The organism is Candidatus Palauibacter irciniicola (assembly GCF_965208695.1).
GTDB lineage: Bacteria > Gemmatimonadota > Gemmatimonadetes > Palauibacterales > Palauibacteraceae > Palauibacter > Palauibacter irciniicola.
The window spans coordinates 2,473,183-2,492,680 of the sequence record NZ_OZ242352.1 but is presented as its reverse complement, the minus strand read 5'-3'; the positions used below and the strand labels follow the sequence as shown (position 1 = coordinate 2,492,680).

The following is a 19,498-nucleotide window of genomic DNA, read 5'->3' as shown; positions in this document are numbered from 1 at the left end:
GTGTCGCAATCTTGTCGCGTATCAATGCGGCGTGAAGCGCTGCATTCGGCGGCCGGTGGAGGCCTCGCCCACGTAGATGTTGCCGCGGGAGTCGACGCTCATCCCGTGCGGGCGCAGGAACTGGCCGAGTTGGCGCCCTCCGCGGCCGAACTCGCCCACGATCTCGAGGTCGCTTCGGCGCATGATCCACACCTTGTGGTTGGTGCCGTCCGCCAGGTAGAGCCAGCGTTGCTCCTCGTCGGGTGAGAAGGCGACGACGAAGGCCGAGCCCGAGGCGCGCGTGGCGGGGGCCACGATCTTCTCGGCCTGGAACGCGCCCTCCTGATCGAACACCTGGATCCGGTTCCCGCGGCGGTCGGCGACGTAGATGAGGCCGTCGTTCGATCCGGTGAGGTCGTGCACGGTGGAGAACTGGCGCGGCGGTTCCGAGTCCGGCGTCCGCCCCGCGTAGTCGTACTCGTAGGCGTCGTCCGGCGGCTCCCCGTAGGCGCCCCAGTGGCGGAGGTAGGCTCCGGTCTCGCCGTCGAACACGACCACGCGGCGGTTCTGGTAGCCGTCGGCGATGAAGACCTCGTTGTCCTCCGGGTCCACCCAGATGCCGGCGGGGCCGCCGAGAAGCTCCGTGTCGTGGCTGCCCGCGTTCTCGTCGTAGCGGCCGATCGTCATCACGAGGTCGCCGGAGCGCGTGAACTTCATCACCCGGTGGTGCCGGTAGGTGCCCACCCACACGTAGTCGTTATGGTCGACGAAGATGCCGTGCGCGTTGCGCGGGAACTCCGAGACGTCCTGCGTGGCCGGGTCGCCCCACCCCTGGACGAGATTCCCCTCGGGGTCGAACTCGGTCACGACCGGGGCGGGAACACAGCAGGTGCCGAGCGGCGGGTCCTGCACGGCGGACGTCTCCTCCGGCGTCAGCGACTCCGGGATGTGCGTGACCCAGACGTGATCGCGCGCGTCGACGAACACGCCCGTGATGGATCCCATGATCCAGAGGTTGGGCATCTCGCGCGGCCAGCTCGGGTCCACCGCGAACGTCGGCACGCCACCCTCGGCGGGGCCACCCTCGGCGGAGGCGCCCGCCCCCGGGTTCGAACACGCCGAAAGAACGATCGGAAGGAGGAAGATCACGCGCCGGATGCCGTCTTTCATGGCCGCCCTCTGCGTCATGTCCGGGATCGTTGCCTCCCGGAACGGGAAGATCCACTGTAAACGCTGACCCTCAGCGTGGGAGAGCGTTCCATGTCGCGTCAAATGAGGCCGGGGCTGGTGACCATGGGCTGTGCGCTCGCGCTGGGGTGTGCCCCGCCCGTGAGCGAAGAGATGAATGTCGCTGAAGCCGGGGAGGTCGAAGCCGACCACTTCCTCCCGTCGCGGCCGGAAACGCTCAACTGGGGCTGGTTCCCGATCGACAAGGAGCCGGTGCTGCGGATCGCGTCCGGCGAGACCGTGCGGATCGAGACGTTGACCCACGTGGGGGCCACGCAGGACGAGCACCCGGTCGAGTTTCTGACGGGACTCGGTGTGCCGCGGGAGGAGATCCTCGACGACGTCATCGACTTCTGGGCCTCGCGCGAAGCCCGTCCACGCGAGGGGCGGAGCGGGCACGTCATCACGGGTCCGGTCCACATCGAGGGGGCCGAGCCCGGCGACATGCTCGAGGTCCGGATCCTGGACATTGAGACGCGCGTACCGTGGGGCGTGAACTCCACCAGCGGCCGGGGCGGGGTCTTCTCCCCGAGCTATCCCGGCGCCCGCGAAGGGGACGAACCGCTCGACATTCCGGCCGGCCGGCACCTGATCCGGACGGGTGACGCGGACGGACGGGAAGTCGCCTTCTTCTCGTCCGACATCCAGGTGCCGCTGGCGCCGTTCATGGGGATCCTCGCCGTCGCCCCCGATCCGGTCGTGGGCGAGCCGGGCGTGACGGTGCCCGGCGTCCAGGGATCCCGCCCGCCGGGCGCCTTCGGCGGCAACCTCGACGTGAAGGACCTCACGGCCGGGACGACGCTGTACCTCCCCGTCTTCCATCCGGGGGCGCTCTTCTACGCGGGCGATGGGCACGGCGCGCAGGGCGACGGGGAGGTGAGCGGCACCGCGATCGAGCAGTCGCTCACGGGTGTGTTCCAGTTCGTGGTGCACAAGGGGGTGACGATCCCGGCCCCGCGCGCGGAGACCCCGACGCACTACCTGATCATGGGCATCGATCTCGACCTCGACCGCGCCGCGCGCGAGGCGACCCGGCTCGTGGTGGAGTTCCTCGTCGAGGAGAAGGGACTGGCGCCCGACAGGGCGCTTTCCCTCGCCAGCATCGCCGTCGATTTCCGGGTGAGCGAGGTCGTCGACCTGACCCAGGTCGTCACGGGTTTCATCCCGAAGGATGTCTTCCTTGAGCGCTGACAGCTCGCGCCGCATTCCGCCGGCCGTCGCCGCCGTCATCCTGATCCTGTTCCCCGCGGCCCCGGCGCTCGGCGCGCAGGGCCTGGGTCCGGAGGACCGGCAGCAACTCAGGGCTACGCGCGACGCGAATGGGACTCTCCTGCTGGATGGCCATCTGGACGACGCGGTGTGGTCGCGGGCGGAATTCGCGACGACGTTCTGGCAGCGCGAGCCGGACGAGGGCGAGCCGGCCACGCGGCGGACCGAAGTCGCGTTCGCGTTCGACGACGACGCGCTGTGGATCGCCGGGCGCATGTACACGGACGACCCCGCCGGCATCCAGGCCTACCGCACGCGCCGCGACCAGAACACCGGTTCCGAGCGCCTGCTCGTCTCGCTCGACCCCTACCTGAACCGGCGCACGGCGGTCTCCTTCGGGGTGAACGCGGCGGGCAGCCGCACGGACTGGTACCACCCCGAGGACAACGTGTCGAACCGCGACTACACGTGGGATCCCGTGTGGTCGGCGCGCGTGCAGCGCGACTCGCTCGGGTGGACGGCCGAGATGCGCATGCCATTCTCGCAACTGCGCTTCAACGGCGACGAGTCGGCGTGGGGCGTGAACATCAACCGCTACATGCCCGACATCCAGGAGAACCTCCTGTGGGAACTCGTCGTGCGGAGCGAGCCGGGGTGGTCGTCGCGCCTCGGCGACCTCACCGGACTCGAGGGCGTACGGGGGAGCCGGGGGATCGAGTTTCTGCCCTACGTGGCGGGCGATCTGCGCACGCCCACGGGCGGTCCCATGGCGGGCGTGGTGACGCGGAGCGAGTCCCGCGTGGGGGCGGACTTCAAGGTCGGTCTCGGTTCGAGCCTGACGCTCGACGCCACCGTCAACCCGGACTTCGGACAGGTCGAGGCGGACCCCGCGGTGGTGAACCTGACCGCGTTCGAGGAAGTCTTCGAGGAGCGCCGCCCCTTCTTCACGGAAGGTCGCCAACTCATGGAGGGGCTGGGCCCGCGCTACTTCTACTCGCGGCGCATCGGGGCTCCGCCTGCGGGACGGGCGGACGCCGACAGCGTCGTCGCGCCGGATCAAACGACGATTCTCGGGGCGGGGAAGGTCACGGGCCGACTCCCCGGCGGGACCTCGGTGGGCGCGCTCTTCGCCGTCACCGGTCGCGAGGATGCCCGGGCGTTCCACTTCACCCGGCGCCCGGCCGCGACGGACACCATCGAGAGCGCCGTCCCCATCGCCCCCCTGAGCGCCTTCGCGGTGGCGAGACTCGAGCAGGAGTTCGGGGAGGAGGGGTCCACGCTCGGCTTCACGGGGACCACGCTCAGCCGCGAGGGCCGTCCGGAACTCGCCGCGCTCCTCCCGTGGCGCGCCTACGCGGGCGGCACGGACTGGAACCTGCGCTTCGCAGGGGGCGAGTACGAACTCACGGGACACGCGGGGTTCTCGCACCTCAGCGGGAACCCGGATGCGATCCTGCGGGTGCAGCGCTCGAGCGCGCGTTTCTTCCAGCGGCCGGACCGCGAGACCGCCCTGCTGGACCCGTCGCGTTCCGCGCTCTCCGGGTACACCGCGGCCCTCGGGATGCGGAAGGTGGGCGGACGGCGCTGGCTGTGGCGCGTGCGGGGCGAAGCCGTCTCGCCGGGCTTCGAGATCAACGACGTGGGACAGATGTTCAACGCGGACCGGCTCACGGCCGCAGCCGACATCGCGATCCGCGAGACGATTCCGACCGCGTTTGCCCGCGCATGGCAGGTCGGCCTCACCTCGGCGAGTTCGTGGAACTTCGACGGCGTGCGCACGGAGACGACGATCGGGGCCCGGGCGACCGCCACCTGGCACAACTACCTGCGCACGACGCTCGAGGGCGGATACCACCCGCGCGCGCTCAGCGACCACCTCACGCGCGGCGGCCCCCTCATGGAGACGCTCGCGCGCTGGCAGGCCGGCCTCGCGCTCGCCACCGACCGCTCCTTCCGGACCGGCTTCCGGCTCAGGGGGGCCTACGGGCGGGACGAGACCGGCGGGTGGTCGTACGACGTGGCCGGCGCGCTCACGCTCCGCCCGGGGGCCGCCCTGCAACTCGAAGTCGAACCCAGCTACCGGCGCGAAACGGAATCGCGCCAGTACCTCACGACGCGGGCCGGCGGCCGGCGGGCCACCTTCGACCGGCGCTACATCTTCTCCGCCATCGACCGCAGCACCCTCGCCCTCCGCCTCCGCGGCGCCTACGCCTTCGGCCCGGACCTCACGCTCGAGGCCTACTTCGAGCCGTTCGCGGCGAGCGGACGGCGCCACGGACTGGGCGAACTCCTCGAACCGGGCCAGCGACACCTGCTCCTGTACGGCGAAATGGGATCGAGGATCGATCGCCGCCGTGACGGGTCGTGGGACGTGACCGAGGGTGGCCGATCGTTTACGCTCCCCGACGGGGACTTCAACATCCTCTCGCTGCGCAGCAACGTCGTCCTCCGCTGGGAGTGGCAGCCGGGCAGCACGCTCTTCCTCGTCTGGCAGCAGGACCGCTCCGACATGCGGACTTCGGGCGAACTCGTGGATCCCGGCCGTCTCGTCGACAGCCTGCGCGCGCGAGGGCAACACGTCTTCCTGCTCAAGGTCGCCTACTGGCTCCCGATCTGAGGAGCCCGGAAGGGTCGCAGCCGTGAGAGGAGTGGCATGGAACCGGACATGATGGGCAGGGTCGCGCTCGTGACGGGCGGGACGAAGGGGATCGGGCGCGCGATCGCGGAGCACCTGCTGGAGGCGGGAGCGTCCGTTGCGGTCTGCGCGAGGACCGGGGCGGATGTGCGCGCGGCCGAGGCCGAACTCGGCGACCGGGCGCTGGGCATCGTGTGCGACGTGGCAGACGCGGATGCCTGCGACCGCATGGTCGAGGACACCGTGGCCCGCTTGGCCGGCTCGACATCCTCGTGAACAACGCCGGACTCGGGATTTTCAAACCGCTGCGGGAGATGAGCGTCGAGGAGTGGCAACTCCAGATCGACGTGAACCTCGGCGGCGTCTTCTACTGCTCCAGGGCCGCGCTCCCCCACCTGAGCGCGAGCGGCGACGGCTTCATCGTGAACATCGCGTCGCTCGCCAGCCGCCATCCCTTCCACGGCGGCACCGGGTACAACGCGAGCAAGTACGGCCTGCTCGGACTCACCGAGGCGATGCTGCTCGACGTGCGCTATGACGACGTGCGGGTGAGCATCGTGATGCCCGGGAGCGTGGACACGTACTTCAACGGCCGGGAGCAGGTGCCGGAACGGACCTGGCGCCTCCACGTGGATGACTGCGCGGCGGCGGTCATGCAACTGCTCTCCTATCCGAAGGAAGCCCACGTGAGCCGCGTCGAACTGCGTCCCTCGCAGCCACCGCGGAAGGCGTGACCGCGCCGCCGGAGAGTGCGGGAGCAGGCGCCCGCGACGAACTCGGCGCCCACGTCTCGGTGGCGGGCGGCGTGCCGACCGCGCCGCGGCGCGCGGCGGAGATCGGGGCGGCGAACTTCCAGATCTTCACCAAGCAGCCCAACCGGTGGGCCGAGCCGCGCATCGACGACGAGACGGCCGCGGCGTTCAAGGCGGCACGCGCCGAGCACGGGATCGCCGTCGCGGGGGCCCACGACTCCTATCTCATCAACCTCTCCTCCCCCGACCGGCGGCTGTGGCGGATGTCGCAACGCAGCTTCGAGAGCGAGCTTCGGCGCTGCGTGCGCCTCGATCTCGATTTTCTGGTGACCCATCCCGGGAACGCGACGGATGGGGATATCGAAGAAGGGCTCGCGCGCAACGCGCGGGGCGTGACCGAATCGCTGGAGGCCGTGGAGGGCCCGACCCGCGTCCTCCTCGAACTCACGGCCGGCGCCGGGACGACCGTTGGGGCGAGCTTCGAGAACCTGCGCGCCATCCTCGATCGGATCCCGGAGTCGCAGCGGGGGCGCGTGGGCATCTGCTTCGATACGTGCCACGCATACTCGGCCGGATACGACCTGGTTGGCGACTACGATGGCGTCTGGGAGGCGTTCGACCGCGCGCTGGGACTCGAACGCCTGGGGCTCATCCACGTGAACGACTCGCAGCACCCCTTCGACTCGCGAAAGGACCGCCATGAGGAAATCGGCGAAGGCAGCCTCGGCGAGGGCCCGTTCCGGCGCTTGATGCGGGACGCCCGCCTGCGCCACGTCCCCAAGATCCTGGAGACCCCGAAGGGGGAGGACGGCGCGGACGCCGACATCCGGAACCTCGCCCGCCTGCGGAGCTACCGCGAAAGGAGTCGCTGATCATGTCCGATCCGGTGAGCACCCGGCGCCGCGGGCACGTCCTCGAAGTCACGCTGGACCGGCCGCCGGCGAACGCGATCGACGCGGCGACGAGCATCCGCATGGGAGAGGTCTTCTGCGGCTTCCGCGACGACGATGACCTCCGCGTGGCGATCCTCGCCTCGACCGGCGACCGCATCTTCTCGGCCGGCTGGGACCTGAAGGCCGCGGCCGGAGGGGAGCACGAGCGGATGGACTACGGGGCGGGCGGCTTCGGCGGGATCACGGAACTGTGGGACCTGACGAAGCCCGTGATCGCCGCCGTGAACGGCCTGGCGGTGGGGGGAGGGTGCGAGATCATGCTCGCCGCCGACCTCATCGTCGCGAGCGAGGGCGCCGAGTTCTGGTTCCCCGAGGGCCGCCTGGGGAACGTGCCCGACGCGGGCGGCGTCCAGCGGCTTCCGAGGCGGCTGCCGCGGAACGTCGCGATGGAGATGCTGCTCACCGGCCGCCGGATGGGGGCGGAGGAGGCGCACGAATGGGGCCTCGTGAACTGGGTCGTCCCTTCGGAGCGGGTGCTCTCGAAGGCGCGTGAGGTTGCCGAGGGCCTGGCCCGAAACGCCCCGCTCTCGATGCGGGCGATCAAGGAGATCGTGCGCGAGATCGAGGGTCTGTCGGTGCGGGACGCCTTCGAGGCCGTCCAGGAGGGCCGGTTCCCCGCCTACGAGCGCATGCTCGTCTCCGAGGACCACGCCGAAGGCCCCCGCGCCTTCACGGAAAAGCGCGAACCGAACTTCAAGGGCCGGTAGCCGGGCTCGGGCAAGTGGCGGGCGTCGCTTCCCACGGACTGCTCGGTCAATGCCAGCGTCGGCGTGAGGACTCCACCCGGTACAGGATGTAGTCCCGTAGCGCACGAGCCACACGGCGGTCGATGTACGGGACCGTGATCCTCCCGCACGCCAGTTGTACCCGCAGCGTGGCCAGTCCCTTCCGGCGCTGCAGCGGAGACTGCCGGACGGTCGCGGACTGAACTTTCCGCAGGGGGAACGCCTTCACCTCGCTTCCCAGGAATCCGCTGCGGCTCGCCAGTCCGTCGCGGTCGTACGCGTATCCCTGCCGGCGCCACCGCTGCCAGGCGGCGAGCGCCGCAGCCGGCATGGATGCGGCCCACCAGAAGAGGATCGTGGAGGTGCGGGCGAACACTCCGGCGTCCGCCAGCAACAGGAGGGTTCCGAAGACGGCGACCAGGACGAGCGCGTAACGCAGGGCAAGCGCGCGAATGTAGTGGGGCGACACCCGCTTGAGACCCAGGCTTCCGGGCAGAACGGGAACCGCCGTCGCTTCCCGCTCGAACATCAGCGACCGCAACTCCTCGGCGAGCCGGTCACCCAGGAGCGGCACCTCGAGCACATCCGGCACTTCGACGGCGGAGACCCGGCCCGCGTCCGGGGAGACGGCCGCGGCCGGGAGGGCGTAGAGCCGGTACCGCCGCAGCCACCGCAGCACGAGGCCCTGGCTCACGGTCAATTGCTGGATCTTCGGCGCCTCGACCACGACCTCGCGCTGCGTGAGGAGACCCGCGCGCGAACGGAACCGGCCGCCGTCGTGTTGCAGCGTGAAGTTGTGGTGTCGCAGGAACGCGGCGGTCACCGTGAGGAGGAGCGCCACGCCCGCGATGGAGGCGATCACGGCGGCCGCGAGCCCCACCTGGGCGAGCGCCCCGAGACTGGTGAACGCGCTCGCGGCACTGTCGAAGCCGGCCTCGATCGCCTCCAGGATCGGATCGAGGGAATCCCCAGGCTGGAGCAGGTCGGTCAGCACGCCGACCAGCGCCGCCACGAAGATGAAGTTCCGGCTGGCGAGCCCGATGCGCACCATATCGGCCGAGCCGAGCCGGAGAAGGACGGGGTCCGGTCCGACGCCGGACCGCGCTTCCACCGGAGCGGCCGACCCGCTGGCGCCCGCGCCCGCCGAGTCCCCCTCGCCCGCGGCGGGGCCTCCGAGGACGGGTCGAAGCGCCGTCACGCTGCGCTGCAGCCGGTGGGCGACCTCCGTCTTGATCGACGGCAGTTTGCCCTCGGCCTGGACCGAGCCCGACGTATCGAGAGTGACTGTGACCAGCCCGAACAGGCGGTCGACCGGGGACCGCCTGACGTTGATGCCCTGCACGCGCTCGTAAGGGAGGTCCAGCGCGGTCTTCTTGAGGACGCCTTTGCGGATGAGGAGTCGGTCGCCGGCGATCCGGAATCTGAAGCAAGCCCACTGAACCGCGCCCACGACGAAGGGCAGCAGGAGAACCGCCCCGAGCACGAGGAGCAGAATCCCGAGAGCGCCGGGATCGTCCCGCACCAGGGGTATGATCGCGATCAGCGGGATCAGGGCACCCAGCATCGCTCGCGCCAGGATCCTGACGACGTTTCCGGCGAAGAAGAGAAGGGCGAAGGGGGAGGAGCGCTGCCAATCGCCGGGGTTCGGCGGATTCACCGGCCGGCGTCCCCCGCGGCTTCGAAGCGTTCGTCGGAATCCGCGGCGAGCGCCCCGGATTCGATTCGTTCCGAGACGTACACGCGCAGCCGCTCTGCCGTCTCCCGTCCCAAACCGCGGACGTGGTTGCCGAGGCCGCCTCCCGCCGGAAAGACCGACAGGCTGGCCAACCCGAACCGGCGGTCCAGCGGCGTGCTGTGGAGCTTGGTGTGCTGCACGCGATTGAAGGGGAACGCCTTCACGGAGCGCCAAAGGACGCCCGACTTGTACAGGAGGTCTTTCTCGCGGACGACATACCCCCGACGCGGGACGGCGATCAGCGGCCATACGATGGAGCACATGCAGAAGACCCCCAGTGCCGTCCACAGGAGGGCCGGCAGCCACGGCACGGACTCCGCGATAGCGGCCCGGTTGCGAGGGGATACCGCCATCTGGAACGCCCCGGCCCCCAGGACGTAGACGACGGCCCGGATCGTCGCCCCGACCTGGAGGCGCCTCGCGAAACGGGGGTGAAGCGGCATCCAGTCGACGTTCTCGGCGCCGGGCAGTGCGTCGAGCGGTACTTCGGGGTTGAAGAAGTCGCCGGGTACTTCGAGTTCCGGGGTCGCCGACATGGCCGCCCCGCGGCCCTCAGCGACCATCGTTCGCCTGGGCCTGGTACAGGCGGAGACCCTCCTCGAACGTCGCGACCACCTCGGCCTTGTGGGCCGGGTCGTCCCAGCGGTCCATCGAGTGGATGTCGTCGAGCGTCCGTTCGATCCAGCGCACGAAGAACGCGGCGTCTTCCGGCGACCGGATCGGTTCGCCATCGGCGATGACGAACACCGGGTTCGTGTGCGCGAACAGGTAGCTGTCCATCGCGCCGTGCTGCGCCGGCCCGAGGACCCGCGCGGCGATCCAGCCGCTTCCGTCGATGGCGACGTCGATCTCCGCCTCGAGCGTCCGGCCGTCGCCCGTCGCCTCGACGGTGTGGATGATCTCGCCGTTCCGGATGATGTCGAGCCGCTCCATCTCGAACAGCGAGCGCGCGGTGACCGCGACCCTCACGCTCTCGCCGCGTGACACCGCGAGTTCCTCGCCCATCCCCCTGCCGTCCACGTCGAGCGTGAGGATGGGTCCGCTCGTCACGAAGGCGTGACCCGCGGCCATCGCGTCCGCCCACTCGTCGTAGTCGAGGTCCTCCTCGCCCGTGTAGACGTACGAGCGCGTCGTTCCCACGGCCGGATGCCGCCACATGTCGGTCATCGCGTCCGTCCCCGCGGTGGCCGGGATCCGGGAGCCGGTGTTGAGGAGGCGGTACCAGATGGCGGCCGTCCCCAGTTCATCGCTCCAGATGCAGGAGACGTCCACGAAGTCGGCCAGCCCGAGGATCGCGTCGACGGGCAGTTCGCGCGCCCCGCCGGGCGCCGGGTCCGGCCCGCGGTGACTGAGCCCGAACGGGTGCACGTAGCCGCCGATGCCGCCCTGTTCGTGCACGCGCCTGAGCACCGCCGCGTTGTCGGGATAGAGTTCCCGGAACGCTGTCCCCTCGTAACCGATGTAGAACGGCGTGATGAGCTCCACGAGGTTCAGCAGCGACATGTGGGCGAAGAAGTTCGGCCGGTACTCCTCGTTGTAGTAGACGATCGTGCGCGGGTCCGGGTGCGGATGCGGGTGGCCGAGGAAGTGCTCCAGGTCCTCCACGCGACTGTTCGCCCAATAGTTGGCGATCATCCCGTTCGCCACATTGAGGTCTTCCGCCAGCGCCTTGTTCCCGAGGTCGAGCGGGGTGACGAAGTAATGGCCGCCATAGTTCGGGTGAATGTGATTGTCCCCGGAATACCAGCCGTCCGCCGCCATGTCGATCCAGCGCTCGAGCCGAACGTCCACGTTCGTCCACTCGCCGGCCCGCACGTCGACCGTGTGCATGGCGGGCTCGTACTCGAAGCCTCGCCACACCTCCAGTTCGGCCGCCCCGACCGGGAGGGTGACGGAGAAGCTCCCGTCCGTGTGGAAGTAGTAGTCCTCGGGCCCGCTCAGGACGCGCGGGAAGCTCCCGTCCGGGAAGTAGCTCCGCCCGTCCGACCCCTCCAGGTAGATGCGGGAGGGGACCCGCCGCCCCCTCGGGTCGGTGACGCGGACCTGCACCCGGCCCGTGGGTTCGGACCACGCGTAATCCTCGATTCGCACCGGGACCGGCTCGCCGCCCCCGCGCCCCGTCGTGTAGAGCCCGAATCCCATGCCGCCGTCGATCGTCCGTTCCTCGCCGTGGAGGCCCCCGTTCCGCGCGTAGACGAGGCGCTCCCCGTCCGGAGACCAGGAGGGGAAGTACTCGTCCGTGCGGGTGTGCGTGAGCCGGACCTGCTGGATTCCCGGGCTGGAGCGATCCTGCGCCGCGGATGCCCGGTAGGTCGGGACCTGGTAGATGTCGTTGTTCCCGGAGGCGTCGGTGACGTAGGCCACCGAGCCGCCATGCGGGGCCACGACGGGTGAGGCCTGGTAGTTCGTCTCGATGCGGATGAGGAGTTCCGCCTCGCCGGTGTCGGCGCTCCACCGCCACAGGGAGCCCGAACCGAGCGCCGCCTCGCCGCGCTTGGAGACGAAGACGATATCGCCCGTGTCGCCGATCCAGTCGCCGGCCATGTCGTTCGCCCCCGGGTGGGCGATGACGGACTCCAGCGCGTCCGCCCCGAGGTCGTAGGCCCAGAGATCGAACGTCCCGTCCCGTCCGGTCGTAAACAGGATCCGGGAGCCGTCCGGGGAGAACCGCGGCCGCATGTCGATCGCGGGATCTTCCGTCAGCCGGCGGGAAGCCCCGCTCTCCAGGTCGAGCAGGAAGATGTCGAGATTAAGGCCGATGTCCGCGGCGTAGGCGATGTATCGCCCGTCTGAAGACCAGCTCGGCTGCGAGTGGTATCCGGCCCCGGACGTGAGCTGCCGGGCCACGCCCCCTTCGGCCGGCACCGCCCAGATCCGCCCCTGGTAGGCGAAGGCGATCGACGCGCCATCGGGCGAGAACGCGGGATAGGTGGGAGACGCCGTGACCGGGGGTGGAAAGTAGCTCTCCATGTACATCTTCCCCGACCCGCCGATCCCGCTCATCGCCGGATATCCGCCGGGGAACGGCCCCGGATACTTGGCCACGTCGTCCTGCCCCGCGAGCGGCAGCGCAGCGAACCCGCCGCCGGCGATCAGGAGGAATCCGAACAGTCGAAGGGCGCGCGGCGTCGGCGTCATGTCAGCCTCCGGAACGGTGGAGCCAGGAATCGGTCCCCAACACTGGCTGGCGTGTGCGGTTGCCGCCAGACGACGCCCGGTCGATCCTTGATGGAACACCCAAGTTGCCCATTCCCGGGACTGGCCAATGAAATCGGTGAACGCGAGACACGACGGGCCGCGGGGAACTCCGAGGAGGGCTCCGAGGACGGCTCCGCTGCCCGCTGTGCTGGGAGTCTGTCTCCTCGCAGCCGGTCTTTCCGGATGCGGGATGGAGGCGGGATCGACGTCGGCGGGTCCGTTCGACGTGCTCATCACGGGGGCGCGGATCGTGGACGGGGCGGGGAATCCCTGGGTGCGGGGCGACGTCGGCCTGCGCGGCGACCGGATCGCGGCCGTCGGGAACCTCGCGGGCCACCCGGCGGTGCGCACGATCGATGCGGCGGACCGCGTGGTCAGCCCCGGCTTCATCGACATGATGGGTCAGTCGAGCGTCGTCCTCATCACGGATCCCCCGAGCGCCGAGAGCAAGCTCCGACAGGGGATCACGACCTACCTCTCCGGCGAAGGCGGGTCCGCCGCGCCCCAGAGCGACGCCACCCAGCCCTGGGGGCTGGTCGTGAACGGCGAGGAACTGCGCTGGCGGACCTACGCCGAGTACTTCGCGCACGTCGAGCGTATCGGGATCCCGATCAACGTGGTGCACGACGTGGGACTCACGCAGGTGCGGCGCGTGGTCCTCGGCGAGGAGGACGTGCAGCCGACGCCCGAGCAACTCGAGGAGATGAAGGCGCTCGTCCGGCAGGCGATGGAGGACGGCGCCGTCGGGACCTCGACCTCCCTCATCTATCCGCCCGCCGTGTACGCGACGACGGAGGAACTCGTCGAACTCACGCGCGTCGCCGGCGAGTACGGCGGGACCTACTTCACGCACATGCGGAACGAATCGCACTCGGTGCTGGAGGCGATCCGGGAAGCGATCGAGGTCGGCGTCCGCGCCGGCACCCCCGTCCACATCTATCACCTCAAGGCCGCGGGACAGGAAAACTGGCCGCTGATGGCCGAGGCCCTCGCCCTCATCGATTCGGCGCGCGTGGCCGGGATCGACGTGACGGCGGACATCTATCCCTACATCCGGAACGGGATCGGCCTCGGGTCCTTCCTCCACCCGCGGCACTACGCGGGCGGCAGGGATCCCTTCCTGGAGACCCTTTCCGACCCCGCGGTGCGGGCCGAGCTCCGCCGCGAGGTGGAGACCACGTCGGACTGGGAGAACTGGTACCGCCATGTGGGGATGGACTGGGACAAGGTCCTCATCGTCTCCGCTCCCGACGAGGTGGACGAGCGGGTGATCAACCTCTCGGTCGCCGAGGCGGCGGAGGTTTTGGGGACGGATCCGTGGGACGCGTTCTTCGATCTCGTGCAGGCCGGCGGCGTGAGCGTGAACCCGGAGAGCATGAACGAGGAGCAGAAGTGGCAGGCGCTCCGGGCCGAGTTCGTGATGATCGACACGGACGCCTCCCCGGTGAATCCGGCGACCACGGCGAGTTCCCATCCGCGGGCGTTCGGGGCCTTCCCGCGCGTGATCGCAAAATACGTGCGAGAGGACGGGATCCTGAGTCTGGAGGACGCCGTGCGCCGCATGACGTCGCTCGCCGCCCGCCGGCTGGGGCTGGCGGACCGGGGCCTGATCGCGCCGGGGATGGCGGCGGATCTCGTCATCTTCGATCCGGACGCGGTGCGGGACCTGGCCCGGTTCGGGGACGCGATGCGCTATGCCGAGGGGATGGACTACGTGTTCGTGAACGGCGTGCCCGTGATCGACGACGGCACGCTGACGGAAGCACAGCCCGGCAGCCTCCTGCGCCGCGAGACGGGAGGAGGCCCGTGATGGCGAAGATCCTGCCTGCACGACCCGGGGTCGCGCTGGCAGCGCTTGGGTTCGCGGCGCTTGGACTCGCGGCCTGCTCGGAGGCCCCGTCTGAAGCGGCGGATCTCATCCTCGTCGACGGGGAGATCCTCACGATGGGGGAGCCGGGGATGGTGGAGGCGCTCGCGGTCGCCGACGGCCGTGTGGCGGCGGTGGGAACGTCGGAAGAAGTTCGGGCGCTCGCGGGGCCGAACACACGGGTCGTCGAACTGGGTGGCCGGACCGTGATCCCGGGGCTCGCCGACAACCACTACCATGGCATCGGGGGCGGTCCGGGGGTCGACCTGACGGCCGCGCGCTCCCTGCAGGACGTAGAGGACGCGATCGCCGCTTTCGCGCTGGAGACCGCCCCCGGCGAACTCATCGTCACGAATCGCGACTGGCACGAGGGGCAGCTCGCCGAGCACCGCCTCCCCTACCGTGACGATCTCGACGGCGCGGCGCCCGGGCAGCCGGTCGTCGTCGTCCGCGGCGGGCACGAGTACGTGCTGAACAGCGCGGCGCTCTCCCGCTGGGGCATCGACGAATCGACGCCGGAGGTGCCGGGCGGCCGCATCGGCCGCTATCCGGGCGGGCGGCTGAACGGGGAACTCGTCGACCGCGCCAAGGATCTCGTGACGTTGCCGGCGGCCGCGCCGCCCGACCCGGCGGCCGTCCTCGACGCGCTGGCCGAGGAGTACGCCGCGCTCAACTCCCGCGGCCTGACCAGCATCCGCTACCCGGGCGGCCCCCCCGATCAGTACCGGGCCATCGAGCGCCTCCGGGACGAGGGCCGGCTCACCCTGCGCGTGAACTACGTCCTCCGCGCCCCCCGCGGCGCCGGGGCGCCGCCGCTCGCCGACGCGCTTGCCACATGGCCGGCCATGGGCGAGGGCGACGACTGGCTCCGCGTCGGCGGCGTGAAGGTCGGCGTGGACGGCGGTTTCGAGGGCGGCCTCATGCGCGAGCCGTACGAGGAACCGTGGGGCGAGGGCGGCACCTTCCACGGCCTGCAGACCGTGCCGACCGACCGCTTCATCGAGACCGTCCGCGAGCTTCACCGGCAGGGTTGGCGGGTGGCGACGCACGCGGTGGGCGACGCGGCGATCGACCTCGTGCTCGACGGCTACGAGGCCGCGCACGCCGATGCGCCGATCGACGGCCTGCGCTGGGTCATCGAGCACGGATTCATCCCGCGCGATGACCACTTTCCGCGCATGCGGGCGCTCGGACTCTCCGTGACCGCGCAGAACCACCTCTACGTCGCGGCGCCGAGCCTCGTGAAGTACTGGGGCGCGTGGCGCGCCGCCTGGACCACGCCCGTGCGCGCCTACCTCGACGCCGGGATCCCGGTGTCGCTGGGGACGGATTCCCCCGTCGTCCCGTGGGACCCGTGGTGGATGCTGCACCACTTCACCACGCGCGGCACGATCAGCGCCGGCGTGCTCGATCCGTCCCAGGCGATCACCCGCGAGGAGGCGCTTCGCGCGGCGACAAGCGCGTACGCGCACCTCACCTTCGAAGAGAACGAGAAGGGGACGCTCGAGGTCGGGATGGCCGCCGACCTCGTCGTGACGGCGGACCATGTGCTGGAGTGCGAGGACCCATGCCTGGAATCGATGGAGGTCGATCTGACCGTGGTGGGCGGCCGGGTCGTGTACGAGCGGTGATCGCCCGCGTCCGCCGGGTCTGCCTTCTGGCCGGGGCCGGCCTCCTGGTGTCGGGAGCCGCGGGCCCGGCGGGGGAGGGCGCGCCTTCCCCGCCGCACGACAGCGATGCCCGCTTCGTGGTCGAACTCGAGTGGCCGCGCGAGAACATCGCCCGCACGCTCGGCGTCGCCCGCTCGGAACTCGGCATGTACGGCCGAGGCAACCCGTTCCAGACGCGCGACATCGGCGACCTCACGTGCGTCGTCGGCCCCCTCTTCGCGCTCGACATCGACGACGAGTTCGCGTTCGACATCGATGAGCCCGTCGACCTCGTGGTCACCTACGCGCCGGAAATCACGGGCCCATTCAGCGTGGGGTTCAACGACAACGGCGGCGACGGGATCGGCGAGTCCGCGACCATCGAACCCGAGTCCGGCCCCGCGTCCGGCTCGACCTTCGCCACCGCACGAGTGACGCTCGAGCGCGCCCGCTTCGCCGCGCACGGCATCCGCGACACGGACCTCGCCATCGGCGGCCCGGAGGGGATCGCCCTGTGCGACATCGAGGTCGTGCGCAGCCACGCCACGCCCGTCCCGGACGGCTACGGCACGCTGCGCCTGGCGGTCGAGGATGCGGCGAGCGGGCGTCCGGTCCCCGCACGCTTCGGCCTCTACGACGAGACGGGCCGCGCCCCGCTCCCCTCCGAGCGCTCCGTCCTCGTGCACCGCTTCGTCGACGAGGTCCGGCTCCTGTGGGTGAACCCGCGCACGTGGTGGCCGTCCGAACACCGCCTCGCTTTCTACGTCGATGGGGAGTACGAGGCCCGCATCCCCGTCGGGAGCTACGAACTCGTCGCGACGCGGGGCCCCGAATACCGAGGGTATCAGCGGACCGTCGAGGTGCGCGCCGATGAGACGACCGATCTCACCGTCTCCCTGGAGCGCTACGCAAACCTCCCCGCCGAGGGCTGGTACTCCGGCGACTCCCACGTCCACATCGCGCGCGAGCATACGGAGGACGACGCCGTATGGGCCCAGATCGCGGCCGAGGACATCCACGTCGCGAACCTGCTCGAGATGGGGAACATCGCCGTCACCCACTTCAAGCAGCCGGCGTGGGGGGAAGCGGGACAGTACGTGCGCGAGGGCCACGCGCTCGTGTCCGGGCAGGAGGACCCGCGCACCGTCCAGCGGGGGCACACGATCCACCACAACCTGCAGCGTCCCATCCGCCCGGATCCGGAGTCCTACTTCCTCTATCACCGGGTGTTCGAGGAATCGCGCGCTCAGGGCGGGATCTCCGGCTACGCGCACATGGGCCAACTCTTCAACGGCGAGCGGGGGCTCGCGCTCGACGTGCCGTTCGACCTCGTCGACTTCATCGAGGTCCTGCAGGGCGGGCGCCTGTACGACGACATCTGGTACAGCTTCCTGAACCTCGGCTTCAACGTCCGCCCCATCGCGGGCGCGGACTACCCGTACTTCGGGCCCACGCTGCCGGGCGTCGAGCGCACGTACGTGAAGCTGGACGGGCCGTTCGCCCCGAACGAGTGGTACAACGCCTACCGTTCGGGCCACACCTATGTGAGCAACGGGCCCTTCCTCGAGTTCCGCGTGAACGGGCGGGAGATGGGCTCCGAGCTTCGCGCCGAGCGCGGGGAGCGCCTCGAGATCGTGGCGGAGGCGTCACTCAACCCCGATATCGACCGCCTGAACCGGCTGGAACTGGTCGTCCACGGAGAGGTCGTCGCCGCCGCGACCCAGGCGTTCGGGGACGGCGACCGGCTGCGGCTCGAAACGGAGATCGAGGCGGACGAAAGCCTGTGGGTCGCCGTCCGAGCTTTCGGCGACCGCGACGGGGAGCGGGACATGACGGTCGCCCACAGCGCTCCGGTGTTCGTCGTCGTGGAGGACGAACCGTGGTGGAAGCTGGAAGCCGTGCCCGAACTCGTCGCCCGCCACCGCGCCAAGCTCCGGGAACTGCTCACGGAGCCCATCCGGCCCGCGGGCGATCTCGAATACTGGGAGACGACCCGCCTCCTGGAGGAGGAATGGGAACAGCAGCGCCTCCGCCTCGAACCGCGCGTGCAGGAAGCCGAAGCCCGCTACCAGGCCCTCCTCGACCGCGCCCGCGCCGCGGGCGCTGCTTTTCCCGAATGACAGGATCCCGTCACAAGGAGGACCCCATGCGCCGCCCCGCTCTTCTCGCTCTCTGCTTTGTTCTATCTCTTGCCGCCCTGGCCCCGGCCATCGGGTCGAAAATCCGAGCGCAGAGCCTTTCGCCGATCGATTCCGAGACGCGCTGGACGCTGTCCGCGGTGGGGGACGTGATCATGAACCGCCGCACGGCGCCGTTCGATCACCCCGGCGATCCGGGCTTCCACGACCTCGCCAACATTATCCGCGCGACGGATGCGGCCTTCCTGAACCTCGAGCAGTCGGTGTTCCGGCTGCAGGAGTTCACGGGCTGGCCGGCGGCGGAGAACGGCGGCAACTACGAGGTGGGCTCGCCCGAGACGCTGAAGGACCTCGTGGACATGGGGTTCAACCTCTACAACCGGGCGAACAATCACTCGACGGACTACGGGGTCGAGGGCATGCGCCTCACGAACCGGCTGATGGACGAGTGGGGCCTCATCCACTCCGGGACCGGCGAGAATCTGGGCTGGGCGAGCCGCCCCGGGTATCTGGAGACGCCGAAGGGCCGGATCGCGCTCATCGGAATGGCGTCGACCTTCACTCCGATGTCGCGCGCCGGGAAGGCCGGACCCACGGTGCAGGGTCGCCCGGGGCTGAACCCGCTCCGGCTGAGCACGCGCTACGAGGGCTCGCCGGAGACCATGGCCGCGCTGCGGGACGTCGCCCGGCGGCAGGGCACGAACGTGTCGGACGACGCGGACGCGCCCGTCCGCGTATTCGGTTCCACCGTGTTCCCCGGAGACGAGGACCGCGCGACCGTGTCGCTCAACGACGAGGACCGCGAACGCGTCCTGCACGAGGTGCGGAACGCGACGGACCAGGCCGACTACGTCGTCGTGAACAGCCACTCGCACGAGCCCGGCAACGCCTTCGTGACGGCGCCGGCGTGGATGGAGGAGTTCGCGCGGCAGACGATCGACGCGGGGGCGGACGCGTTCATCATCCACGGGCCGCACCAGCTCCGCGGCGTGGAGATCTACAGAGGCCGGCCGATCTTCTACTCGCTGGCGAACTTCATCTTCCAGAACGAGACGATCGACCCCATGCCCTCCGACCAGCGCGACCGCTACGGGATCCCGCTCGACCGGCTCGCGTCGGAGATCTACGACACGCGCTTCCAGGTGGACGAGGACGGCAACCCCACGACGGGTTTCCCCATCGGGTCCGAGTGGTACGAGAGCGTCGTTCCGGTCGCGACCTTCGAGGGCGAAGAGGTGGTCGAAATCATCTTCCACCCGATCGAACTGAGCTGGAAGGCGCCACGCGGCCGGCGCGGGACGCCGCGGATCGCGCCCGAGGAACTCGGCCGCAGGATCATCGAGCACCTTGCCGATCTGTCGCGCCCCTACGGCACCCAAATCACGTATGAGAACGGCGTAGGCGTCTGGCGGCGCTAACCGCCGACCGGGC

Annotated in this window: 12 protein-coding genes and 1 pseudogene; 9 read left to right on the top strand and 4 right to left on the bottom strand. The window is 70.1% G+C overall.

Features of this window, described 5'->3' with window-relative positions; translation table 11 throughout:
* Positions 1–21 precede the first annotated feature (21 nt).
* Entirely contained in the window at positions 22–1,149 is a 1,128-nt protein-coding gene (locus ACOGI9_RS10810; RefSeq protein ID WP_419857141.1) for a hypothetical protein, read from the bottom strand.
* 90 nt (positions 1,150–1,239) lie between these two features.
* On the opposite strand from ACOGI9_RS10810, the gene ACOGI9_RS10805 reads away from it, so the two are divergent.
* The 5 genes and pseudogenes from ACOGI9_RS10805 to ACOGI9_RS10785 all read left to right on the top strand — a co-directional run bounded on the left by ACOGI9_RS10805 (position 1,240) and on the right by ACOGI9_RS10785 (position 7,462).
* Positions 1,240–2,397 carry an acetamidase/formamidase family protein gene (locus ACOGI9_RS10805; protein WP_419857140.1) on the top strand — a complete coding sequence of 386 codons (1,158 nt, stop codon included), beginning with the start codon at positions 1,240–1,242 and terminating at the stop codon, positions 2,395–2,397.
* Positions 2,387–5,032, top strand: a complete 2,646-nt coding sequence (locus ACOGI9_RS10800) for a DUF5916 domain-containing protein (protein ID WP_419857139.1) — start codon at positions 2,387–2,389, stop codon at positions 5,030–5,032. Before ACOGI9_RS10805 ends, ACOGI9_RS10800 begins: the two co-directional genes overlap by 11 nt.
* Positions 5,033–5,068: 36 nt before the next feature.
* A pseudogene (locus ACOGI9_RS10795) lies at positions 5,069–5,784 on the top strand (SDR family oxidoreductase).
* A complete protein-coding gene (locus ACOGI9_RS10790) occupies positions 5,781–6,674 on the top strand; it encodes a deoxyribonuclease IV (protein WP_419857138.1) in 894 nt (297 codons plus the stop codon). Before ACOGI9_RS10795 ends, ACOGI9_RS10790 begins: the two are co-directional and overlap by 4 nt.
* Before the next feature lie 2 nt (positions 6,675–6,676).
* Positions 6,677–7,462: an enoyl-CoA hydratase-related protein gene (locus tag ACOGI9_RS10785; protein WP_419857137.1), complete on the top strand. Its 786-nt coding sequence runs from the start codon at positions 6,677–6,679 to the stop codon at positions 7,460–7,462.
* Positions 7,463–7,508: 46 nt separating this feature from the next.
* Here the strand turns inward: ACOGI9_RS10785 and ACOGI9_RS10780 are convergent, their stop codons facing one another.
* The 3 genes from ACOGI9_RS10780 to ACOGI9_RS10770 are packed head-to-tail and all read right to left on the bottom strand — an operon-like array spanning position 7,509 to position 12,353.
* A complete protein-coding gene (locus ACOGI9_RS10780; RefSeq protein ID WP_419857136.1) occupies positions 7,509–9,137 on the bottom strand; it encodes a PH domain-containing protein in 1,629 nt (542 codons plus the stop codon).
* Positions 9,134–9,751: a PH domain-containing protein gene (locus ACOGI9_RS10775; RefSeq protein WP_419857135.1), complete on the bottom strand. Its 618-nt coding sequence runs from the start codon at positions 9,749–9,751 to the stop codon at positions 9,134–9,136. Before ACOGI9_RS10775 ends, ACOGI9_RS10780 begins: the two co-directional genes overlap by 4 nt.
* 16 nt (positions 9,752–9,767) lie before the next feature.
* Positions 9,768–12,353 carry a CehA/McbA family metallohydrolase gene (locus ACOGI9_RS10770; protein WP_419857134.1) on the bottom strand — a complete coding sequence of 862 codons (2,586 nt, stop codon included), beginning with the start codon at positions 12,351–12,353 and terminating at the stop codon, positions 9,768–9,770.
* A gap of 250 nt (positions 12,354–12,603) precedes the next feature.
* On the opposite strand from ACOGI9_RS10770, the gene ACOGI9_RS10765 reads away from it, so the two are divergent.
* The 4 genes from ACOGI9_RS10765 to ACOGI9_RS10750 are packed head-to-tail and all read left to right on the top strand — an operon-like array spanning position 12,604 to position 19,485.
* Entirely contained in the window at positions 12,604–14,223 is a 1,620-nt protein-coding gene (locus tag ACOGI9_RS10765; protein WP_419857133.1) for an N-acyl-D-amino-acid deacylase family protein, read from the top strand.
* Positions 14,223–15,911, top strand: coding sequence for an amidohydrolase (locus ACOGI9_RS10760; protein ID WP_419857132.1), 1,689 nt, complete (start codon positions 14,223–14,225; stop codon positions 15,909–15,911). Before ACOGI9_RS10765 ends, ACOGI9_RS10760 begins: the two co-directional genes overlap by 1 nt.
* Positions 15,908–18,049: a CehA/McbA family metallohydrolase gene (locus tag ACOGI9_RS10755; RefSeq protein ID WP_419857131.1), complete on the top strand. Its 2,142-nt coding sequence runs from the start codon at positions 15,908–15,910 to the stop codon at positions 18,047–18,049. Before ACOGI9_RS10760 ends, ACOGI9_RS10755 begins: the two co-directional genes overlap by 4 nt.
* Positions 17,941–19,485 (top strand): CapA family protein, encoded by a 1,545-nt coding sequence (locus ACOGI9_RS10750; protein WP_419857130.1) that lies wholly within the window; start codon positions 17,941–17,943, stop codon positions 19,483–19,485. The genes ACOGI9_RS10755 and ACOGI9_RS10750 overlap by 109 nt, the downstream gene beginning before the upstream one ends.
* Positions 19,486–19,498: the final 13 nt, after the last annotated feature.

What these genes read in the sequence shown, in the direction of transcription:
- ACOGI9_RS10810 (WP_419857141.1), bottom strand. Translation starts at nt 1,149, where the DNA reads ATGAAAGACGGCATCCGGCGCGTGATCTTCCTCCTTCCGATCGTTCTT.
- ACOGI9_RS10805 (WP_419857140.1), top strand. Translation starts at nt 1,240, where the DNA reads ATGTCGCGTCAAATGAGGCCGGGGCTGGTGACCATGGGCTGTGCGCTC.
- ACOGI9_RS10785 (WP_419857137.1), top strand. Translation starts at nt 6,677, where the DNA reads ATGTCCGATCCGGTGAGCACCCGGCGCCGCGGGCACGTCCTCGAAGTC.
- ACOGI9_RS10775 (WP_419857135.1), bottom strand. Translation starts at nt 9,751, where the DNA reads ATGTCGGCGACCCCGGAACTCGAAGTACCCGGCGACTTCTTCAACCCC.
- ACOGI9_RS10770 (WP_419857134.1), bottom strand. Translation starts at nt 12,353, where the DNA reads ATGACGCCGACGCCGCGCGCCCTTCGACTGTTCGGATTCCTCCTGATC.
- ACOGI9_RS10765 (WP_419857133.1), top strand. Translation starts at nt 12,604, where the DNA reads ATGGAGGCGGGATCGACGTCGGCGGGTCCGTTCGACGTGCTCATCACG.
- ACOGI9_RS10760 (WP_419857132.1), top strand. Translation starts at nt 14,223, where the DNA reads ATGGCGAAGATCCTGCCTGCACGACCCGGGGTCGCGCTGGCAGCGCTT.
- ACOGI9_RS10750 (WP_419857130.1), top strand. Translation starts at nt 17,941, where the DNA reads ATGGGAACAGCAGCGCCTCCGCCTCGAACCGCGCGTGCAGGAAGCCGA.